This window comes from Candidatus Competibacter phosphatis, from assembly GCF_012939995.1.
In the GTDB taxonomy this organism is placed as follows: domain Bacteria; phylum Pseudomonadota; class Gammaproteobacteria; order Competibacterales; family Competibacteraceae; genus Competibacter; species Competibacter phosphatis.
Genome location: NZ_SPMZ01000019.1, coordinates 91,035 through 111,721 on the forward strand (window position 1 = coordinate 91,035; position 20,687 = coordinate 111,721).

15 protein-coding genes, 2 tRNA genes and 2 pseudogenes are annotated in these 20,687 nt (G+C 60.1%); 15 read left to right on the forward strand and 4 right to left on the reverse strand.

Annotated elements, in window-relative coordinates:
- The first annotated feature begins 63 nt into the window (after positions 1–63).
- A pseudogene (gene uvrB / locus E4P82_RS07550) lies at positions 64–2,104 on the forward strand (excinuclease ABC subunit UvrB).
- On the opposite strand, the gene E4P82_RS23140 reads toward uvrB, so the two are convergent.
- Together E4P82_RS23140 and E4P82_RS07560 are read right to left on the reverse strand one after the other, a co-directional pair.
- Positions 2,101–2,895 (reverse strand): tetratricopeptide repeat protein, encoded by a 795-nt coding sequence (locus E4P82_RS23140; protein WP_169248356.1) that lies wholly within the window; start codon positions 2,893–2,895, stop codon positions 2,101–2,103. The pseudogene uvrB and the gene E4P82_RS23140 sit on opposite strands and share 4 nt — an antisense overlap.
- On the reverse strand, positions 2,864–4,948 hold the full coding sequence (locus tag E4P82_RS07560; protein ID WP_169248315.1) for a metallophosphoesterase: 2,085 nt from the start codon (positions 4,946–4,948) through the stop codon (positions 2,864–2,866). The genes E4P82_RS23140 and E4P82_RS07560 overlap by 32 nt, the downstream gene beginning before the upstream one ends.
- Before the next feature lie 224 nt (positions 4,949–5,172).
- Between E4P82_RS07560 and E4P82_RS07565 the strand changes: the two genes are divergently transcribed.
- From E4P82_RS07565 to lysS, 12 genes and pseudogenes are all read left to right on the forward strand, one after another.
- Positions 5,173–5,249, forward strand: a tRNA-Val gene (locus E4P82_RS07565).
- 131 nt (positions 5,250–5,380) lie between these two features.
- The gene (thrS, locus tag E4P82_RS07570) at positions 5,381–7,297 is read left to right on the forward strand and encodes a threonine--tRNA ligase (protein WP_169248316.1); all 1,917 of its coding nucleotides are present in this window, start codon (positions 5,381–5,383) and stop codon (positions 7,295–7,297) included.
- A gap of 19 nt (positions 7,298–7,316) precedes the next feature.
- Complete coding sequence (infC, locus tag E4P82_RS07575; RefSeq protein ID WP_169248357.1) at positions 7,317–7,838, forward strand: translation initiation factor IF-3; 522 nt, start codon at positions 7,317–7,319, stop codon at positions 7,836–7,838.
- A 90-nt stretch (positions 7,839–7,928) separates the two neighbouring features.
- On the forward strand, positions 7,929–8,126 hold the full coding sequence (gene rpmI / locus E4P82_RS07580; RefSeq protein WP_169248317.1) for a 50S ribosomal protein L35: 198 nt from the start codon (positions 7,929–7,931) through the stop codon (positions 8,124–8,126).
- A gap of 25 nt (positions 8,127–8,151) precedes the next feature.
- A complete protein-coding gene (gene rplT / locus E4P82_RS07585) occupies positions 8,152–8,514 on the forward strand; it encodes a 50S ribosomal protein L20 (RefSeq protein WP_169248318.1) in 363 nt (120 codons plus the stop codon).
- 168 nt (positions 8,515–8,682) lie between these two features.
- On the forward strand, positions 8,683–9,699 hold the full coding sequence (pheS, locus tag E4P82_RS07590; RefSeq protein WP_169248319.1) for a phenylalanine--tRNA ligase subunit alpha: 1,017 nt from the start codon (positions 8,683–8,685) through the stop codon (positions 9,697–9,699).
- A gap of 10 nt (positions 9,700–9,709) precedes the next feature.
- Positions 9,710–12,088 carry a phenylalanine--tRNA ligase subunit beta gene (gene pheT, locus E4P82_RS07595; RefSeq protein ID WP_169248320.1) on the forward strand — a complete coding sequence of 793 codons (2,379 nt, stop codon included), beginning with the start codon at positions 9,710–9,712 and terminating at the stop codon, positions 12,086–12,088.
- A gap of 3 nt (positions 12,089–12,091) precedes the next feature.
- The gene (ihfA, locus tag E4P82_RS07600) at positions 12,092–12,391 is read left to right on the forward strand and encodes an integration host factor subunit alpha (RefSeq protein ID WP_169248321.1); all 300 of its coding nucleotides are present in this window, start codon (positions 12,092–12,094) and stop codon (positions 12,389–12,391) included.
- A gap of 82 nt (positions 12,392–12,473) precedes the next feature.
- Positions 12,474–12,550 (forward strand) — tRNA-Pro (locus tag E4P82_RS07605).
- 688 nt (positions 12,551–13,238) lie between these two features.
- Entirely contained in the window at positions 13,239–14,309 is a 1,071-nt protein-coding gene (fbaA, locus tag E4P82_RS07610; protein ID WP_169248322.1) for a class II fructose-bisphosphate aldolase, read from the forward strand.
- Positions 14,310–14,420: 111 nt separating this feature from the next.
- The gene (prfB, locus tag E4P82_RS07615; protein ID WP_169248323.1) at positions 14,421–15,521 is read left to right on the forward strand and encodes a peptide chain release factor 2; all 1,101 of its coding nucleotides are present in this window, start codon (positions 14,421–14,423) and stop codon (positions 15,519–15,521) included.
- 35 nt (positions 15,522–15,556) lie between these two features.
- Positions 15,557–17,078 (forward strand): annotated as a pseudogene (lysS, locus tag E4P82_RS07620) (lysine--tRNA ligase).
- 21 nt (positions 17,079–17,099) lie between these two features.
- Here lysS and E4P82_RS07625 read toward each other — a convergent pair.
- Positions 17,100–17,273, reverse strand: coding sequence for a hypothetical protein (locus E4P82_RS07625; protein WP_169248324.1), 174 nt, complete (start codon positions 17,271–17,273; stop codon positions 17,100–17,102).
- Between the two features lie 130 nt (positions 17,274–17,403).
- Positions 17,404–18,933, reverse strand: coding sequence for a B12-binding domain-containing radical SAM protein (locus E4P82_RS07630; RefSeq protein WP_169248358.1), 1,530 nt, complete (start codon positions 18,931–18,933; stop codon positions 17,404–17,406).
- A 212-nt stretch (positions 18,934–19,145) separates the two neighbouring features.
- On the opposite strand from E4P82_RS07630, the gene E4P82_RS07635 reads away from it, so the two are divergent.
- Complete coding sequence (locus E4P82_RS07635; protein ID WP_169248325.1) at positions 19,146–19,931, forward strand: M23 family metallopeptidase; 786 nt, start codon at positions 19,146–19,148, stop codon at positions 19,929–19,931.
- 21 nt (positions 19,932–19,952) lie between these two features.
- Positions 19,953–20,372 carry a hypothetical protein gene (locus E4P82_RS07640; protein WP_169248326.1) on the forward strand — a complete coding sequence of 140 codons (420 nt, stop codon included), beginning with the start codon at positions 19,953–19,955 and terminating at the stop codon, positions 20,370–20,372.
- The last annotated feature ends 315 nt before the right edge of the window (positions 20,373–20,687 follow it).

Sequence of the window (20,687 nt, forward strand, 5' to 3'; positions counted from 1 at the left end):
TGAACACGGGAATAACTCAGATTGTCGGATCATACTGAAAATTCCCACGCCAACCAATTTCCCATGCAAACGAAAAAGCCCTTTACCCTTCGCGCCCGATTCCAGCCCACCGGCGATCAGCCGGACGCCATCCGCGCGCTGGTCGCGGGCCTGAACGATGGCTTGGCGCATCAGACCTTGCTCGGCGTCACCGGCAGCGGCAAGACCTTTACCGTCGCCAATGTCATCGCCACCGTGCAGCGTCCGGCGTTGGTGTTGGCGCCCAACAAGACCCTGGCGGCGCAGCTATACGGCGAGATGAAGGCGTTTTTTTCCCGACAACGCGGTGGAGTATTTCGTTTCCTATTACGATTACTACCAGCCGGAAGCCTACGTGCCGTCGTCGGACACCTACATCGAGAAGGATGCCTCGATCAACGAGCACATCGAGCAGATGCGGTTGTCGGCGACCAAGGCGATTCTGGAGCGGCCCGATACCGTCATCGTGGCCACGGTGTCGGCGATTTACGGCTTGGGCGATCCCGAGTCGTACATGAAGATGCTGCTGCATCTGGTGCGCGGCGAGCGGGTCGATCAGCGCGCCATTTTGCGGCGGCTGGCGGATTTGCAGTACACCCGCAACGATCTGGAACTGGCGCGCGGCACGTTTCGGGTGCGCGGCGAGGTGATCGACATCCATCCGGCCGAATCCGATACCGAGGCGGTGCGGGTGGAATTGTTCGACGACGAGATCGAATCGCTCAGTCTGTTCGATCCGCTGACCGGTCATGTGCTGCGCAAGACGCCGCGCTATACCGTTTATCCCAAGACCCACTACGTCACCCCGCGCGAGCAATTGCTCAAGGCGGTGGATCAGGTCAAGGACGAACTGCGCGAACGCTTGGCCGAGATGCACGCTGCCAACAAATTACTGGAAGCGCAGCGCTTGGAGCAGCGTACCCGCTTCGATATCGAGATGATGCTGGAGCTGGGTTATTGCAGCGGCATCGAGAACTACTCCCGTCATCTGTCCGGGCGCGAGATGGGCGAACCGCCGCCGACTCTGCTCGATTATTTGCCGCCCGAGGCGCTGATTTTCATCGACGAAAGCCATGTCACCGTGCCGCAATTGGGCGCGATGTACAAAGGCGACCGTTCGCGCAAGGAAACCCTGGTCGATTATGGATTCCGACTACCGTCGGCGCTGGACAATCGGCCCTTGCGCTTCGACGAGTTCGAGCGGCTGAGCGGCCAGACCGTATTCATCTCCGCCACGCCCGGCCCCTTCGAGCTAGAGCATTCCGGCGGGGCGGTGGCGGAGCAGGTGGTGCGCCCCACCGGCTTGGTGGACCCCGAGGTCGAAGTGCGTCCCGCCCGGCATCAGGTGGATGATTTGCTGGGCGAAATCCGCGAACGGGTCCAGCTCAAGGAGCGGGTGCTGGTTACGACCTTGACCAAACGCATGGCCGAGGATTTGACCGAGTATCTGGCCGAGAACGGGGTGCGGGTGCGTTATCTGCACGCCGATATCGATACGGTGGAGCGGGTCGAGATCATCCGCGATCTGCGCTTGGGCCAGTTCGACGTGCTAGTGGGCATCAATTTGTTGCGAGAAGGGCTGGATCTGCCGGAAGTGTCGCTGGTGGCGATTCTCGACGCCGACAAGGAGGGTTTTCTGCGATCCGACCGTTCCTTGATTCAGACCATCGGTCGCGCCGCCCGCAATCTGCGCGGCAAGGCGATTCTGTACGCCGACCAGATCACCGGTTCGATGCGGCGGGCGCTGGACGAAACCGAACGGCGTCGGACCAAGCAGCAGATGTACAACCAGACCCACGGCATTACTCCGCGCGGCATCGAGAAGGCGGTGGCCGACATCATGGAAGGCGCCTATTCCCATCCCGGCGCGCCGCTGCCGGCGACGCAATACGCCAAGGTTGCCGAAGAGGAAGCGGCCTACGCCCACGAAACGCCGGCGCTGCTGATGAAGAAGATCAAGCAACTGGAACAGGCGATGTACCGCCACGCCCGCGATCTGGAGTTCGAGAAGGCGGCCAAGCTGCGTGACGAGATTCAACGGATTCGGCAGCTTGGGTTGGGATTGTCGGAGGCGAAGGCGGGTTAGCCAGATTCCGGCGGATGCTCCACTTGCCGGATGATCCCGGCGATTTGCTGGGCTTCGGGCAGTTGCAACCGCTGAGCGTCTTGCAGCGCCAAGCGTAGAAGCTCCAACGCCTTTTCGCGGTCTCCCGCCTCGCCGCGCATCAGATAATAAATCCCGATGTTGGCACGGCAGATCAGTAAATCCCGCACCGACTGGAGCCGCTCGTAGACCGGCAGTTGTTCCTCCTGGCGAATCCGCAGCGCCTCGTCCAATTGCCCGCGCGCCTGCAACACGTCGGCGATCTGACCCAGCGTCACCGCCCGCGAGCGCACGTCGCCCAGCCGCTCGTAGACCGGCAGTTGTTCCTCCTGGCGAATCCGCAGCGCCTCGTCCCATTGCCCGCGCGCCTGATACACGTCGGCCATCAAACCCCATGCCAAAGCTGCTTCCCGTGCCGCACCTCTGGATTGGTCCAATTTTGTTTTCTGGCTGGCCAGCGCCAGCGCCCGATCCATCAGTCCGGCACTTTGCGCAACATTCCCCGCCGTCCACAAAATATTGGATTTTTCGTCATCGGCTAGATTGTTTCGCAAGGCTCGTTCGCAGAACGCCAGCCAGGCACCGAAAGGGCCGTTGCGTATGGCGAACCTGGAACCAGCACGTTCTATTTGAACCCAATCCGTTTCCAGCACTCGCGCCAGCCATTCCACTAACGCCGCGTTCTCCTGGTGGATTTCGTCCCAGCGTCGCCCTTGATCGTCTTCCTGGCCAGCCTCGCTTTCAGGTAAGCGTTCCACGAACCATGCGGTCATTCGCGCCAGAACGGTGGTTTCCTCGGTGCGTGGCCGCAACAACTCCGTCAGCAGGGGATGCAAACGCCAGCTTTTCCCATCCGGCGTCCGATCCAGCAACGACAGGGTGTGGGTCTGCACGGCCAATTCCTCGAAATCTGTCACATTCAGCCCAGCCAGTGCCGCGCCCAGGCAGGCCCCAAAGCCACCGGTCGGTCCGTGGCTCAAGGCATAAAAAAGCCGGCAGCAGGCGTTCGGCGTCAGTACCCAGTTGCTCCCGCAACAGATCCAGCGATAGCTCGAATGTGGCGGACAACAGCCGGTTGGGGTCAGCCGGGTCGGGGTGGTCCAAGCACAAACCTGCCTTTCGCAATAAACCCAGAAAACCCGCCACGCTCCGCCCGGCGCGCAAATGCCCAGCGGCCAAGTGAATCGCCAGTGGCAGATAGCCCAAGGCGCGCACCAGTTCGCCGTAATCTCGCGTGGTCGCGGTTTTTTCCAATTCTTGGCTCAACTGATCGAGTGCCGCGTCCTCTTCGAAAGGGCGCAGTGGAACCCGTGCCCAGTTCGTGCTTTCACCCAGGTGTTGAAAGCGTCCGCTGACCGCCATCGGACAATCCGCCAGACGTTGTACCGCTTGCGCCACGGCCCGCGCCGTTTCCCGCGAATCGACGTTTTCGATGTGCACCAGCGTCAGCGGTTGTTGCAGTCGGGCGGATAGATCGGCGCCGGCCGGCAACTGAAGCAGATCTCGCAACCGTCCCAACAGCGTCTCGGCCTCCAGCGGTTGCCGAGGGTCGAGCGCCAACCGCAGATAGCCACCGGGAAAATCGGCCTCGTGCAGCGCGTAGAAGCGATCCACCAGATAGGATTTACCGACCCCGGCCATGCCCTGCACCGAGCAGACTGCCACGGTCCGCGTGCCGCCGTTCGCCCGCAACAAGACCTGTTCCAATCGCGCCAATTCCGCTTGCCGGCCGGCGAACACATCTTCCACACGCGGATGTACGGTGCTCGGCGCGGGTGGCGACTGCATCCACCAAGTCAGCCGGCCGTTTTGGGTCCCGCGATACAGGCTGTTGTCGTCGAACCAGAATCCCCGACCCGACCAGCCTCGAAACCACAACTCGTAACGCAGCGGACAGCCTCGGGCATCCAGGGTGATCTCCACCACCTCGCAGGCATTGGGATACCGATCCGCTCCGTGGCCCTCGTACAAACAACCCGCCGCGACTTGGCGCAAGCGCCGGTCCGGGTCGGCCCATTCCGTGGGTTCCGGCTCGTGCAGATGCCCGCGCAGCAGCAGGTCTACCCGATCTTGTTCTGCCAGCAACTGCCGGCAATGAGCCCCATCGGCTAAATCGCTCAACGGATGATGGATCAACGCCAGCCGAAAGCCGTCGAGCCCTTCGCCGGCCAGTTGCATCACCTGATTTTCGGTCAATCGTAGCTTGCCGGCGTCGTGGTCATCCCCCGCTAGCCAAGCGGAATCCAGGCCGATGACATGGATCGCGAAAGGGAATTTCGGTAAGCGCAAGGTGCAGCGATAACCGAGATGGGGATGGATGGATGGATCGGGCAGTAGCTCGGGCCGGTTCAGGTCGTTCCTCAACCAATCGCGATAAGCGGTTTGGCGGGTTAAGAGTGTGTCGCGTTGCGCGTCCTGAAAGCCCCAAGGTGTCGCGCCGCCCGCCAGCCAACGCGACAGGTCTTGATCGTTCACGCGATGGAGGTTCGCGCGCAGTGCCTGCCAATCATCCGTGGCGACCTTGCGGCAAACGTCGTGATTGCCGGGCACAAGGAAGAACCGTTCCGGCGGCACGCCCAGCCGTTGCAAGGTCTCCCGGAAAAACCCGGTAACCGCCGTGTACTCATCCACCAAGCCCCAATCGGCGGTATCCCCGGTGAAGCAGACCAGATCGAACGGCCCCGTCACCTTCAGCTCATCCAGATTGCGTAGCCAGGCATCGCCCAGTACCCGCCGCCGACGCCAGGACTCGCCTTCGCGCGAACCGCGCTCGTGCAAGTCCGAGAGATGCAAGAGACGCAGTTTGAAGGAGGTGTTATCGATCATGACAAGACGATCCTTGAGTCAATCGTGACGATTCGAGCACTAGATGCAAGCGTATCACAAGCGAGAATATGGTCACTTATGAAAAAGGGGTTGGGGCTGTTCGCGAGCCAGTCATCACGCATGAAGGAGAGCCACGGCTGGTATCGTACGTTTTGATGGAAAAAATATGGATGTCCTCTTGCCAAGCCCGCCGTCATTGATTATCCTTCCGCTCCTATCGCATTAGGCGCGTAGCTCAGTTGGTTAGAGCACCACCTTGACATGGTGGGGGTCGTTGGTTCGAGTCCAATCGCGCCTACCAGATTTTTGTTGAGTTGCGCAACAGACCGTTTTGCAAAAGGGCGCGCCTTCCTTCCAAAAGAAGGGTTTCATGGCGTGCCCTTTACTATTTACAGGCCTAGGCCGAACAAGCGGATCGAGAGAATTTCAACGATGCCGGTAATCACGCTTCCAGATGGCAGCCAGCGCGTTTTCGACGAGCCGGTCAGCGTTCACCAAGTTGCCGCCGCGATCGGCGCGGGCTTGGCCAAGGCTGCTTTGGCGGGCAAGGTGGACGGCCGCTTGGTGGATACTTCGCACCTCATCGCCGGGGATGCGAATCTGGCCATCGTCACCGAACGCGACCCGGAAGGGCTGGAGATCGTGCGTCATTCCAGCGCGCATCTGCTGGCGCACGCCGTCAAGCAGTTGTATCCAAGTGCTCAGGTCACCATCGGCCCGGTCATCGAAAACGGCTTCTACTACGACTTTGCCTTCGAACGTGCCTTTACTCCCGAGGATCTGGAGCGCATCCAGACGCGGATGGAGGAATTGGCCACCCGCGACATTCCCGTAACCCGCTCGGTCATGCCGCGTGACGAAGCAGTCGCCTTCTTCCGCGACATGGGCGAGGAGTACAAGGCCCAGATCATCGCCGACATTCCGGCCGACCAGGAAATTTCGCTGTACCGGCAGGACGACTTCATCGACCTCTGCCGTGGTCCGCATGTGCCTTCCACCGGCAAGCTCAAGGCCTTCAAGCTGATGAAGTTGGCCGGCGCCTACTGGCGCGGCGATTCCCGCAACGAGATGTTGCAGCGCATCTACGGCACGGCCTGGATCGATCAGAAGGCGTTGAAAGCCTACCTGCACCGCTTGGAAGAGGCGGAAAAACGCGATCATCGCCGGGTCGGCAAGGCGCTCGACCTGTTCCATGTCCAGGAAGAAGCGCCGGGCATGGTGTTCTGGCACGATCACGGCTGGCGGGTCTACGTCGAAGTGCAGAATTACATCCGCCAGATGTTGCGCGAACACGACTACCAGGAAGTGCACACCCCGCAGATCATCGACCGCAGCCTGTGGGAGCGTTCCGGGCACTGGGAAAAATTCCGCGACGACATGTTCACCACGGCTTCGGAAAACCGCGACTATGCGGTCAAGCCAATGAACTGTCCCGGTCATATTCAGATTTTCAATCAAGGGCTGAAAAGTTATCGCGACCTGCCGCTGCGCATGGCCGAATTTGGTTCCTGCCATCGCAACGAGCCATCCGGTACTCTGCACGGGTTGATGCGGGTGCGCAATTTCGTGCAGGACGACGCCCACATCTTCTGCACCGAAGAGCAGATTCAGGTCGAGGTTTCGGCGTTCATGGATCTGCTGTTCCGGGTCTACGCCGATTTTGGTTTCAACGAGGTGCAACTGGCCTTGGCCACCCGTCCCGACAAACGAGTCGGTAGCGACGAGGTGTGGGATAAGGCGGAAAAGGCGCTGGAAATGGCGCTGAATCGCACCGAACTGCCCTGGCAACTCAAGCCCGGCGAAGGTGCCTTCTACGGCCCCAAGATCGAATTCGTGTTGCGCGATTGCCTGGATCGACTCTGGCAGTGCGGCACCATCCAGGTGGATTTTTCCATGCCTGGCCGGCTGGATGCCCACTATATCGCCGAGGACGGCGGCAAGCGGGTACCGGTCATGTTGCACCGGGCGATTCTCGGCTCGCTGGAGCGGTTTATCGGCATTCTGATCGAGCAATACGCCGGCGCGCTGCCGGCTTGGCTGGCGCCGGTGCAGGTGGTGGTGCTCAATATCACCGACCATCAGGCCGATTATGTTTCTCGGATCGAAAAACTCCTTATGCAACAAGGTTTCCGTGTCGCCGCCGACTTGAGAAACGAAAAGATCGGCTTTAAAATTCGCGAACATACCTTGCAACGCGTTCCATACTTACTGGTTACTGGCGACCGGGAACTGGAAACGGAGACCGTCGCCGTGCGCACCCGCGCTGGCAAGGACCTGGGCGTCATGACACTGACTGCTTTCGCCGAGCGCCTGCAAGCCGACATCGCCCGGCGCGGACGAATCGAATAATCCTTGGGAGGACAGCAACATCGCCGCGAACAACGAACTCCGGCTCAATGAAGAGATTACCGGGCGCGAAGTGCGTCTGATCGATCAGGATGGCGAGCAAGCAGGGGTCGTGCTCCTGATACAGGCCAGGCGAATGGCCGAGGAAGCCGAACTGGATTTGGTGGAGATTTCCCCGAGCGCCAAGCCGCCGGTTTGTCGCATCATGGATTATGGAAAATTCCGGTTCGAACAGGCCAAGAAGCAGAATGAAGCCCGGAAAAAGCAAAAACAAATCCAGGTCAAGGAAATCAAATTCCGTCCAGGTACGGACGAAGGGGACTATCAGGTCAAACTACGCAACCTGATCCGTTTCCTGAGCGATGGCGACAAGGCCAAGGTGACGCTGCGGTTTCGGGGCCGCGAAATGGCGCATCAGGATCTTGGCGTCAACCTTCTCAAGCGCGTCGAGGACGACTTGATTCAATATGGCACGGTGGAACAGCGGCCTCGGATGGAAGGGCGGCAGATGGTCATGACCATTGCGCCGGTGAAAAAGAAATAATCCTTCCCACCAGGCACTGAGCTTCCCGTCCTTTGACGCAGATCGGGGGTGATCCCCGAACCGACTTTTTGCAAATTGCGGAGCCATGCAATGCCCAAGATGAAAACCAACCGCGGCGCGGCCAAGCGTTTCAGCCGCACCGGGTCCGGCCAATACAAATGCTCTCACTCGCATCTCCGGCACATTCTGACCAAGAAGAGCGCCAAGCGGAAACGCCAGTTGCGCGGTACCACGATCATTGCCGCGGTGGATACCCCGGCGGTGCGTCGGATGCTGCCTTACACTTGATGCCACCGGACCGGAGAACTAAACCATGCCCCGAGTGAAACGTGGCGTTACCGCCCACGCCCGCCATAAAAAAGTCCTGAAGCAGGCCAAAGGCTATTACGGTGCCCGCAGCAAGGTGTACCGCGTCGCCAAACAGGCCGTAATCAAGGCTGGTCAATACGCGTATCGCGACCGTCGTCAGAAGAAGCGCGAATTCCGCGCGCTGTGGATCGTTCGCATCAACGCCGGCGCCCATGAAAACGGCCTGTCCTACAGTCGGCTGATCAACGGTCTGAAGCTGGCCGCCATCGAGGTCGACCGCAAGGTGTTGGCCGATCTGGCGGTGTCGGACAAGCCGGCCTTTGCCGCACTGGCTGGCCGCGCCAAAGCCGCGCTCGGCATCGCCTGAGTCGTTCGCCGGGCCGGAGATCCGGTCTGGCGGCTGGCGGGATTCCGCAACGAGGGAAGGGCGTGGTCCTTTCCCTTTTTCGTTTGTGATCCATCCTCACCCCAACCCCTTTCCCGCCAGCGGGCAAGGGGAGTGAGTGGCTGTTTGAGAGTTGGAGAGAGCACTGGCGTGGATGCATTGTCCGAACTGCTGCAAACTGCCCAAGCCGCGATTGCCGGGGCCGGCGATCTTGCCACCCTGGACCAGGCGCGTGTGCTTTATCTGGGTAAGAAAGGCGCGCTTACCGAGCGCCTGAAGGAGCTGGGGCGGCTGCCGCCCGAAGAGCGGCGTCAAGCCGGCCAGGTGATCAACGAGGCCAAGCAGGTGCTGGAAACCGCGCTCGCCGCCCGCAAGACCGAGTTGGAAGCGGCGGCGCTGGATGCTCGGTTGGCGAGCGAGGCCATTGATGTGACGTTGCCGGGGCGTGGTCAGCGGTCCGGCGGTCACCATCCGGTCAGCCGCACGCTGGCCCGCATCGAGGCGTTGTTTGCTCAGATCGGTTTTACGGTCGTCGAAGGGCCGGAGGTCGAGGACGATTTCCACAACTTCGAGGCGCTCAACATCCCCGCCCATCATCCGGCGCGGGCCATGCACGACACCTTCTATTTCGACGCGCATACCCTGCTACGTACTCATACCTCGCCAGTGCAGATCCGGGTGATGGAGCAACGGGAACCACCAGTGCGGATCATCGCGCCCGGCCGGGTTTACCGCTGCGATTCGGATGTGACGCACAGCCCGATGTTCCATCAGGTCGAGGGATTACTGGTGGATGAAGCGGTCAGCTTCGCGGATCTGAAGGGTGTGTTGGACGATTTCCTGCGCCAGTTCTTCGAACGCGATTTGGCGGTGCGTTTCCGACCTTCTTATTTTCCGTTCACCGAGCCATCCGCCGAGGTGGATATTCAGTGCGTGATCTGCGGCGGTGACGGTTGCCGGGTCTGCAAGCACAGCGGCTGGCTGGAAATCCTGGGTTGCGGCATGGTGCATCCGGCGGTGTTCGAGCAGATCGGCATCGACGCCGAACGCTACACCGGCTATGCCTTCGGCATGGGCGTCGAGCGGTTGGCCATGCTGCGCTACGGCGTCAACGACCTGCGGCTGTTCTTCGACAACGATCTGCGCTTTCTGCGGCAGTTTCAGTGAGGTCCCCGGCATGAAAGTCAGCGAGCAGTGGCTGCGAGAATGGGTCGATCCCGCGGCGTCCGGCGCCGAACTGGCGGCGCAACTGACCATGGCCGGTCTGGAAGTGGATCGTATCGAGCCGGCTGCCCCGGCTTTCGATCGGATTGTGGTCGGTCGAGTGATGGACTTGGTCCCGCATCCCCAAGCCGATCGCTTGCGAGTGGCGACCGTGGACGTGGGCGATACGGAACCGCTGCAAATCGTTTGCGGCGCTCCGAATGTGGCCATCGGCCTGTGTGCGCCGACCGCATTGATCGGCGCGGTGTTGCCGGGCGGGCTGGCCATCAAAAAGTCCAGGTTGCGAGGGATCGAGTCGCGCGGCATGTTGTGTTCGGCCAAGGAATTGGGCTTGGCGGAAACCTCGGAAGGGTTGTTGCCGTTACCGCCGGATAGCCGGCCTGGCCAGAACCTGCGCGAGTTGCTGGCGTTGGATGATGTCGTTATCGAGATCGAGTTGACACCGAATCGCGGCGACTGTCTGGGCATGGAAGGCATCGCCCGCGAGGTGGCGGTGCTCAACCGTTGCGAGTTTCGGGCGTTACCGGCTGCCGCAGTGGAGCCGGTGCTGGACGCGACGTTTCCGGTGACCTTGCTCGATCCGGCCGATTGTCCGCGTTATGTGGGTCGAGTCATCCGCGACGTCGATCCGACCGCCGAGACGCCGCTGTGGATGAAGGAACGCTTGCGCCGCGCTGGTCTGCGTAGTCTAGGACCGTTGGTGGACGTGACCAACTACGTGATGTTGGAACTCGGCCAGCCGATGCATGCCTTCGACCTGAACCGGTTGACCGGCGGTATCGAGGTGCGTCGCGCCCGGCCCGGCGATCGCCTGGAGTTGCTGAACGGGGTCGTGGTGGAGCTGGACGCGGAAACCTTGCTGATTGCCGACCAGGCCGGGCCGCTGGCGCTGGCCGGCATCATGGGCGGCGAAATCAGTTCCTGCACCGATGTGACCCGCGACGTGTTTCTGGAAAGCGCCTTCTTCACTCCGACCAGTATCGCTGGTCGTGCCCGCCGTTATGGCTTGCAGACCGATGCGTCGTACCGCTTCGAGCGCGGTGTCGATCCACAACTGCAGCACCGCGCCGCCGAGCGGGCCACCCGATTGTTGTTGGACATCGCCGGCGGCCAGCCAGGACCGATCATCGAGGCGGTGGCGCCCGAATTCCTGCCGGCGGAGTCGGCGATCCGGTTGCGACCGGAGCGAGTCCGCCTGCTGCTGGGTCTGGACATTCCCGCCGCCGAAATAGAGGACATCCTTCGACGGTTGGGCATGGCGGTGGCAGTCGAGGTGCATCACTGGTTGGTCGTGCCTCCCAGTAGCCGCTTCGATATTCGCCTGGAGGTGGATCTGATCGAAGAAATCGCCCGCGTGCATGGTTATGACCGGCTGCCGGGCAACCGCTCCCTGACCCGCCTGGAGATGCCGCCGCAATCGGAACGGCAGGTTGCGCTGGCACGCTTTAAGGAGGCGCTGGTGCAGCGCGGCTTTCAGGAGGCGATCACCTATAGCTTTGTCGATCCGGCGTTCCAGGCCGTGCTTGACCCGGCGCGGCAACCGCTGGCGCTGACCAATCCGATTTCCGCCGACTTGGCGGCGATGCGCACCAGCCTATGGCCGGGCTTGCTCAAGGTGTTGATTCACAACCAGAAGCGCCAGCAACCGCGAGTCAGGTTGTTCGAGCATGGCCTGACGTTTGTTCCAGCCAACGACGGTCTGCGACAGGAACCGTATCTCGGTGGGGTGCTGGCGGGTACCGCGCTGCCGGAACAGTGGGGATTGCCGAAACGGGCGGCGGATTTTTTCGACCTCAAGAGCGATGTCGAGGTGCTGTTGGCATTGACCGGCGAGCCGGAGGCGTTCACCTTCGTGGCGGCCGTTCACCCGGCGTTGCATCCCGGCCAGTGCGCGCGGATTGAGAGGGCCGGCGCACGGGTCGGTTGGCTGGGCACCTTGCACCCGCGGGTGGCGCGAGAGCTGGATGTGGAGGGCGACGCCTTCGTATTCGAGTTGGCGCTTGCTGGGCTGCAAACAGCGCGCGTGCCGACATTTCACGAGCTGTCCCGCTTTCCAGCCAGTCGCCGCGATATCGCGATTGTGGTGGATGAGGCGACTTCGGTCCAGGCGGTTCGGGATTGCATACGCCAGCACGGCGGCGAATTATTGCGCGATGTGTGGCTTTTCGATGTTTATTGGGGTCCTGGAATTTCCGATGGCCGGAAAAGTTTGGCTTTGGGATTGATTTTACAGGATTTCTCGCGCAATCTTACTGACAATGTGGTCGAGGAGACCGTATCCGGCATCATCGCTGGACTGGCGGAACAGTTTGGCGCAACGCTTAGGGTTTAGAGCATGGCACTGACAAAAGCCGATATGGCGGAACGTTTGTTCGAAGAACTGGGCATTAACAAGCGCGAGGCCAAGGATTTGGTGGAGATCTTTTTCGAGGAGATCCGTAGCGCTCTGGAACAGGGGCAACAAGTGAAGCTGTCCGGGTTTGGCAATTTCGACCTGCGCGATAAGAACCAGCGCCCGGGTCGCAACCCTAAAACAGGAGAGGAAATCCCCATTACCGCGCGACGGGTAGTGACCTTTCGGCCTGGGCAGAAGCTCAAGGCGCGGGTGGACGCTTTTAAGGGGGAAGCACAGTAGATCGTTCGGTGACGAAGCGCTTGGCAAGCGGCATGGATTGCATTAACATTGCCAACCCTTGCGGCGGGCGATCGCTGCAAACCGGGGCGTAGCGCAGCCTGGTAGCGCACCTGCATGGGGTGCAGGTGGTCGGAGGTTCAAATCCTCTCGCCCCGACCAATGAATAAAACGGCTTGATGTTAAAACATCAAGCCGTTTTTTTTTGGGCTTTTCCAAAGTCGAAGTGACGAGGATCGGGCAGGTTGGCAAAAGAGAGACGGCGGTCGGATCACGGTGGTAGCGTGAGCTGGCTCCACAGGAAAACCTCTGCTCGCATTGACCGCATGCTCAGCCCTTGTCAATATTCCACATGACACCATTACCCTGGACGCCAAGGCCGCGAACATGGTCGGATAAGCTTCATGCGTGGTATAAACGCAGCCTACCTTGGTAACGATGCCTCAAGGCACGCGGCCCGCTCTGGATACGCGAATGCCCAACCTGGGTTTTTTCCACATCTCATGAAGGTTGGTTTGGAGGGTATAGGGTTCTGGACAAAGCGGCCGGTGAATTTCATCATTACCCCAAGTGCGATCGTGGTTGGCGGACTTGAGTGAAGTGCAAACCCAACTGTCTTTCTTTGTCTCCACATCGCTCGTTGTGCGCGGAGTGATGGCGGTGGCGACTCGCAACGACCTGCAGCCCCGCTGTCCAAGAACTTGCGTGTGAGGCTGCGGGCGAGATGTTCGCCGAGTCTTGCGTTTTTTTGTTCGTGACCCTGGTAAACCCGGTCTATACTAAGGCTCGGATTGTCCCTGCATCAAGCGTAGTTTCTAAGACAACTTATTGTTATATAAGAGGATTTTTTATGGCACAGCTCAAACCCGGTGTCGTTTCTGGCAAAGACTACCTTACGCTCGTGGCTGCCGCGAAGGCAGGCGGTTACGCTTTGCCGGCGGTCAATGTCTCCAGTAGCAGCACGATCAACGCGGTACTGGAAGCCGCGGCCAAGAACAATGCTGACATCATCGTCCAGCTTTCCAACGGCGGCGCGCAGTTCTACGCCGGCCAAGGCATGAAAGACGGCTTCAAGGCCAAGGTGCTGGGCGCGGTGGCGGCGGCCTACCATGTGCATTTGCTGGCCGAGCACTATGGGGTTTGCGTAGTGTTGCACACCGATCATGCCAACAAGGGCCTGATTCCCTGGGTTGAAGCGTTGTTGGATCACGGCGAGGCGTATTTCAAGCAGCACGGCAAGCCGCTGTTCAGTTCGCACATGTTGGATCTTTCCGAAGATCCGATGGAGTTCAACCTCAGTGAGTGTGCGCGCATCCTGACGCGGATGGCCCCGCTGAACATGAGTCTGGAAATCGAACTGGGCGTTACCGGTGGCGAGGAAGACGGCATTGGCGGCGAGCTCGACGAGAGTGCCGACAACTCCCATCTTTACACGCAGCCGGAAGATGTGTTGCAGGCTTACGAGCGGCTGTCGCCCATCGGACATTTCTCGGTCGCCGCGTCCTTCGGTAACGTGCATGGGGTGTACAAGCCCGGCAATGTCCAACTGCGCCCGGAAATCCTCAAGAACTCACAGGCGCTGATTGAGAAGGAACGCAGCACTGGTTCGAAGCCGCTGAATCTGGTGTTCCACGGTGGTTCCGGCTCGGAGAAGGCGAAGATCACCGAGGCGGTCGGTTACGGGGTGTTCAAGATGAACATCGACACCGACCTGCAGTTTGCCTATTCCGAAGCCATCGGCAAGTTCGTCAGCGAGAACCCCAAGGCGTTCATGTATCAGATCGACCCGGAAACCGACAAGCCCTATAAGAAGTTCTACGACCCGCGCAAGTATCTGCGCCTGGCGGAGCAGAACATGGTGGCGCGCTTGAACGAGGCGTTCGCCGATCTTGGTTCCAAGGACAAGTCGCTGGCGGCCTGAGAACCGTTGCTTGCTGATAGCTGGTAATTAAGTACGGAAAAAGCCTGCCGAGTTTTCGGCGGGCTTTTTTTTTCCGAAGATATCCCTTTTCATCGGGCCTGGAGCCGCATCGTGCAGGAACTCAATCCTTACTTTCATCAGATTCAAGACCTCCAGGGGGCGCTGCGCGTCTCTGAGGGGGGTATCTTTGACTTCGAGACTCGGCGCGAGCGGCTGGACGAGGTCAACCGCGAACTGCAGGAATCCAATGTCTGGAATGACCCGGAGCGCGCGCAGACGCTGGGTAAGGAACGCGCCCAACTCGAAGCCGTGGTAAACCGGCTGGAGAGCCTCGACCGAGGTTTGAACGAAGTCGCTGAATTACTGACGCTGGCCGGCGAGGAAGGCGACGAAGCGGCGATTGTCGAAATGGTGCGCGATCTGGACGGCTACGGCCGAGTCGTCGCCGATCTGGAATTCCAGCGAATGTTCTCCGGCGAGTTGGATGCCAGCAACGCTTTTCTCGATATTCAAGCCGGCTCCGGTGGTACCGAGGCCCAGGACTGGGCGGAGATGCTGCTGCGGATGTACTTGCGTTGGGGTGAGCGACGCGGTTTCAAGACCGAACTGCTGGAGGTGTCGCCGGGGGAAGTGGCGGGGATCAAGAGCGCCAGCGTCAGTTTCGAGGGCAGCTACGCTTTTGGCTGGCTGCGGACCGAGATTGGTGTGCATCGGCTGGTGCGCAAGTCGCCATTCGATTCCGGTAACCGTCGCCATACCTCGTTCGCGGCGGTGTTCGTATCGCCGGAAATCGACGACAGCATCGAGGTAGAGATCAATCCGGCTGACTTGCGCGTCGATGTCTACCGCGCCTCCGGGGCGGGCGGCCAGCATGTCAACCGTACCGAGTCGGCGGTGCGCATCACCCACCTGCCGACCAATACCGTCGTGCAATGCCAGAACGACCGTTCCCAGCACAAGAACCGCTCCACCGCGATGAAGCAACTCAAGGCTAAGCTCTACGAACTGGAACTGCAAAAGCGCAATGCCCAGGCCCAGGTGGTGGAGGACAGCAAATCCGATATCGGCTGGGGTAGCCAGATCCGTTCCTATGTACTGGATCAATCGCGCATCAAGGATCTGCGTACCGGCTTCGAAACCGGTAATACCCAAGCGGTGCTGGATGGCGATCTGGATGCATTCATTGAGGCCAGCCTGAAGAGTGGGCTGTAAGCCATTCCCTCGTTCACCCAAACCGGTTTTGTCCCATGTCCCTGGAACCACAAAATCCCACCGCCATTTCCGAAGAGCGCCTTGATGAGAATAAACTGATCGCCCTGCGCCGCCAGAAATTACACGAGTTGCGCCAGGCCACCAGCGCTTATCCCACCGATTTCCGTCGCGATACCTTGGCGGCGGAACTACACGCCGCCTATGGCGATAAGGAAACCTCCGAATTGGATGCCGAAGCGCGGCGATGTCGTATCGCCGGGCGGATGCTGGCCAAACGGATCATGGGCAAGGCCAGTTTCGCGCGCCTGCGCGACCAATCCGGCGACATTCAACTGTTTATCCAGAAAAGCGCGCTACCGGATGGGTTGTATGAGGACTTCAAGAATTGGGATTTGGGCGACATCCTGGGTGCCGAAGGCACGGTATTCAAGACCAAAACCGGCGAATTGTCGGTCAAGGTGGATGTGCTGCGCCTGTTGACCAAGTCGCTGCGACCATTGCCGGAGAAATTCCACGGACTGGCCGATCAGGAAACCCGCTACCGGCAGCGCTATGTGGACTTGATCATGAACGAGTCCACTCGCGCCACTTTCCGCTTGCGCTCGGCCATGGTCGCCTATATCCGCGACTTTTTTTAACCGGCGCGACTTCTTGGAAGTCGAGACGCCGATGATGCAGCCGATTCCCGGTGGCGCGACGGCGCGACCGTTCATTACCCATCACAATGCCTTGGATATGGAGCTGTACCTGCGCATCGCGCCGGAACTGTATCTGAAGCGCTTGGTGGTGGGCGGTTTCGAGCGGGTCTATGAAATCAACCGCAATTTCCGCAACGAAGGCTTGTCTACCCGCCACAATCCCGAGTTCACCATGCTGGAGTTCTATCAGGCGTATACCGACTACCATGACCTGATGGATTTGACCGAGGAACTCTTGCGCGGCATGGCGCACGCGTTATTGGGTCACGCCACCGTTCAGTACCAGGGCGAGAGTTACGATTTTGATCAGCCGTTCCAGCGGCTGACGGTTCGAGAGGCTGTGCTGCGTTTCAATCCGGCGATTACCGCCGCCGAGTTGGACGATCTGGACGCGGCCCGGCACATTGCCGCAGGTTTGGGGCTGAAGGTGCAACCCGAGCACGGATTAGGCCGGGTGCAGTTGGATATCTTCGAGCAGACCGTCGAGCATCAGTTGCGCGATCCGACTTTCATCACGGCCTATCCGACCGAAGTATCGCCGCTGGCCCGGCGCAACGACGCCGATCCCAGCATCACCGATCGTTTCGAGCTATTCGTGGGCGGGCGGGAAATCGCCAACGGTTTTTCCGAGTTGAACGATCCCGAGGATCAGGCGGACCGGTTTCGCCGACAGGTCGAAGCCAAGGCGGCCGGCGATCAGGAAGCCATGCACTACGACGCCGATTACATTCGGGCGCTGGAGTATGGCTTACCGCCGACGGCGGGAGAGGGCATCGGCATCGACCGGCTCGTCATGCTGTTTGCGGATGTGCCTTCGATCCGCGATGTGCTCCTGTTCCCGCACCTGCGGCCGGAATGATGCCGTCCAGACACCGTGCGCTCAGGCGTTCGCTTCTTCAAGAAGGACGCGTGGGAGCGGTGAATTGGCGACGGCGCTGCGCATCGGCACGATGTTGCCGTGCTCCGCGCAATGGGCGTAAGGTTGCTCGCGGGTGACCGCGACGGGCCGCTTGCAGTGCGGGCAGACCATATAGATTGGTTGTGAAACTTGCATCTGTGTTTCCTTCGTGAAGATGTGTTCTTGTCCCTTCGACAACAGTCTTGACGATTTTATTCCGCAATGCAACAAAAAATTGTTGCGTCGCAACAGTCAGGTGTTCCACAGCCAAGCACACTGCCGCGATTTATCGCTCGGAGCGCTGGTGTCGTGCCTGTCGAGTGGATGAGGTGGTTCCGAACATCACGCTACCCTCGTTACTGGCTGACAGTTGCGCCGGTCGCAGGAACGCCGGGCAACCTTTGGCGCCGCTCGCTTGATAATCCGTCGCCAGTGCCGCACGCGCGGCCGGCTCGGCGACACTCAGTATCTCGACCAGTCCCCGATACAGTAGATCGAACAGCCGTTCCAGCGCGAATCGATGGGTTTGGCCGGTGGTGGCGAACAGCCAGTCACTTAAGCGCATGAAGCGGTCAAACGGCTGTTCGCCCAGCAGTAGTGGGCGGGTTTTCGGGAACCGTCCGGAATTGCCAATCAAATCCCAGTAACGGGCAAAGCGCTCCAGCCGTCGCATCGTCGCAAAATCCAGGGTGGCCGAGCACAACAGGTTGTAAGGGGGATGCGGGTTATAACGGCAATCGAAGGGCGCGGTATGGCGGTCGAGCGGTGCGCCGCGCAGCCGTTTGAGCACGCCAACCTGGATTTCGTGCGGATCAAGTGCCGCCAACCGGTCGAAGCTGTCAGCGAAGCTGGCCAGATCCTCGCCCGGTAATCCAGCGATCAGATCGGCGTGCAGGTAGGCGTGGGTGTTCCGGCGCAGCCAGACGAGATTGTCCACGGTCTTGCGGTTGTCCTGCTTGCGGCTGATCAATGTCTGCACGGTGGGGTTGAAGGTTTGAACCCCAATTTCGAATTGCAGCGATCCGGGCGGGAAACGCAGAAGCCGGGTTTTGAGGGGTTCCGGTAGATGATCGGGAATCAATTCGAAGTGCAGGAACAAGCGCTCATCCAGCCGCTCCAGGAAGAAGTCCAAAATCCGCGCACAGGTCTTGACGTTCAGGTTGAAAGTGCGGTCCACGAATTTGAAATGGCGCACGCCGCGTTGATGCAGCATTTGCAGTTCGGCCAGGAACGGCTCCAGTGGGAACGGCCAGGCGGTCTTGTCCAGCGCCGACAGACAGAACTCGCATTTGAACGGGCAGCCGCGCGAAGCTTCGACGTAAATCAGGCGGTGGGCGATGTCCTCATCGGTATAGAACCGATATGGCGAGAGCAAGCGATCCAACGGTGGGGGGTCGGCGGCGATGACCTTTTCGGTCGGTGGATTTCCCGCGTGGATGCGTTGGCACAGTTGCGCGAACGCCCAGTCGCCTGGGCCGGCAATCAGATAGTCGGCCAGCTCGACGATTGCTTGCCGGTCCCATTCATGACTCACCTCGGGACCGCCGAGCACCACGACCAGATCCGGCCGTACTTGCTTGAGCAGGGCGACGACCTGAGCGGTTTCCACCACGTTCCAGATATAGACGCCAAAACCGACGATGCGCGGCTGTTCGGCCAGCAGTGCCTCGGCGATGTCCAGCGGTCGCTGGGTGATGATGAATTCGCGGATGGCGGCGTCAGCTTGCAACTCGCCTAGGTTGGCCAGCAGGTAGCGCAACCCGAGCGAGGCGTGAAAGTAACGAGCATTCAGGGTCGAGAGCAGGATGGCGGGCATGAGCGGCTGGACGGTGGTGGGTTTCATCCCGGTTCGGGTTGGTGGATAACATCCATCCATTATATTGACCCGCTCGTTGTCCCGATGCGTTGATTCGACGACGCCGTGGGTTTCCCGAGCCGCTGAGTTTTCCGCCCGCGCGATCTAATCTTTGAATTGGACATTCCAAAATCGATGACTTGACGGCAATGCGTCAAGCATGAGGAGGGCTTATGGAGACGATTTCAGCTTCGGTCGGAGCGGGTGGGGCGAACCGGCCCCAGGATGTCATCAAGGTACAGAATCTGTTGAATCAGAACCGTGCCCGGGTTCCCGACGCGCGGGAGATCACGGTCGATGGTCTGGTCGGCCCCGAAACCATCAATGCCATTATCAATTTCCAACGCCATGTGGTGGGGCTGTCCAATCCGGATGGTCGGGTAGACCCGAACGGTGGGACCCTGCGGGCGCTCAACCAAGGAGTCAACGCGCCCACGATTCCGGCACCGTTGCCCGCGCCCCCCGCCGCGCCTGGCATCAGCGTCGTTTTGCGGTTTCCGTTGAATGCCCGGCCCCGATTAAGCTACAAGACCGGTGGCCGTTATTTTGGCGCACCGCGCACGACCAGTACCGGTGGCCATCGTTCCCATGCCGGTTGTGACTTGATCGTTCCCAAGGGGACCCCGATCGTGGCGGTGGCGGATGGCGAAGTGATTCGGAACCCGTACTATTTCTACTCGGGTACCTATGCGCTGGAAGTACGCCATACCGGCGGTTTCGTCGTCCGTTACGGAGAAATCTCCACGGCCGCCCAGGGCGTCAGCGCGGGCAACTCGGTCGCTCGTGGGCAAGTGATCGCCTTCGTCGGCAAATTGGAAAGCGGCAGTTCGATGCTGCATTTCGAGATGTACGCAGGTACCGCCAGCGGTTCCCTGACCGTGCGCGGCAATCCGCCCTATCAGCGGCGTAGCGATTTACTCGATCCCACGCCTTATTTGGATCAGGCGACCCTGACTTGATTCCTTACGGAGATTGCCTTCATGCAACGAATTCGCATTGGCCTCAACGGATTTCTGGGATTGATCTTGACCACTTTGCTGTGCGTTTCGACATCGGGCTGCTGGGCGGGTGGCGGAGTACCGCCCGAATTGTTAAAGGTTTGGCAGGCTTATCGGCAGGCGGTGGCGGCGGGTGACAGCGACCAAGTGGCCGCGCTATCGCGGTTTCCGATCGCGTCCAACGATTTCGGTGGCGTCATTCCGTCACCGGCGGTATTGCGCGCGCGGTTCAAGAAAATCTTTCGCCCGGAGATCGTGGCCTGTTTTGCCGACGCCGAACTGCGGCAAGAGACCGGTTTTCCCGGTTATTTGGTGGTGTGCGAAGACGCGTTGGCGTTCGGTTTTGAGCAGCATAATGGCAAATATCGTTTTAGCTACATCGACAATGCCAACGCGGAATGAGTAGTCGTACTTTGATCGGGTCCGCGTGGTTTCTTTGTGGACTTGGTGGAAAAAACGTTTGATCGAACCCAGCACCTGTCGAGTTGAAGCAGCAGCCAGGGCAATCGCGCAATGCGGCCGCCGTACTGGGCTGACCGAAGAGCAGGTGCAAAAGGTCGGACAGTTATCTTGCCGAGTCGGCACATCATCTCCGTCTGAGCGCCGGCGGCGTTACCGCGTTTAGCCGGCGAGCAGGTCGGGGTGGATGGTGAGGCCGTGCATGGCGGTTGAGATGGCGAGAAGGCGACACATTTGGTGAGCGCGCTTGCCGGGCAG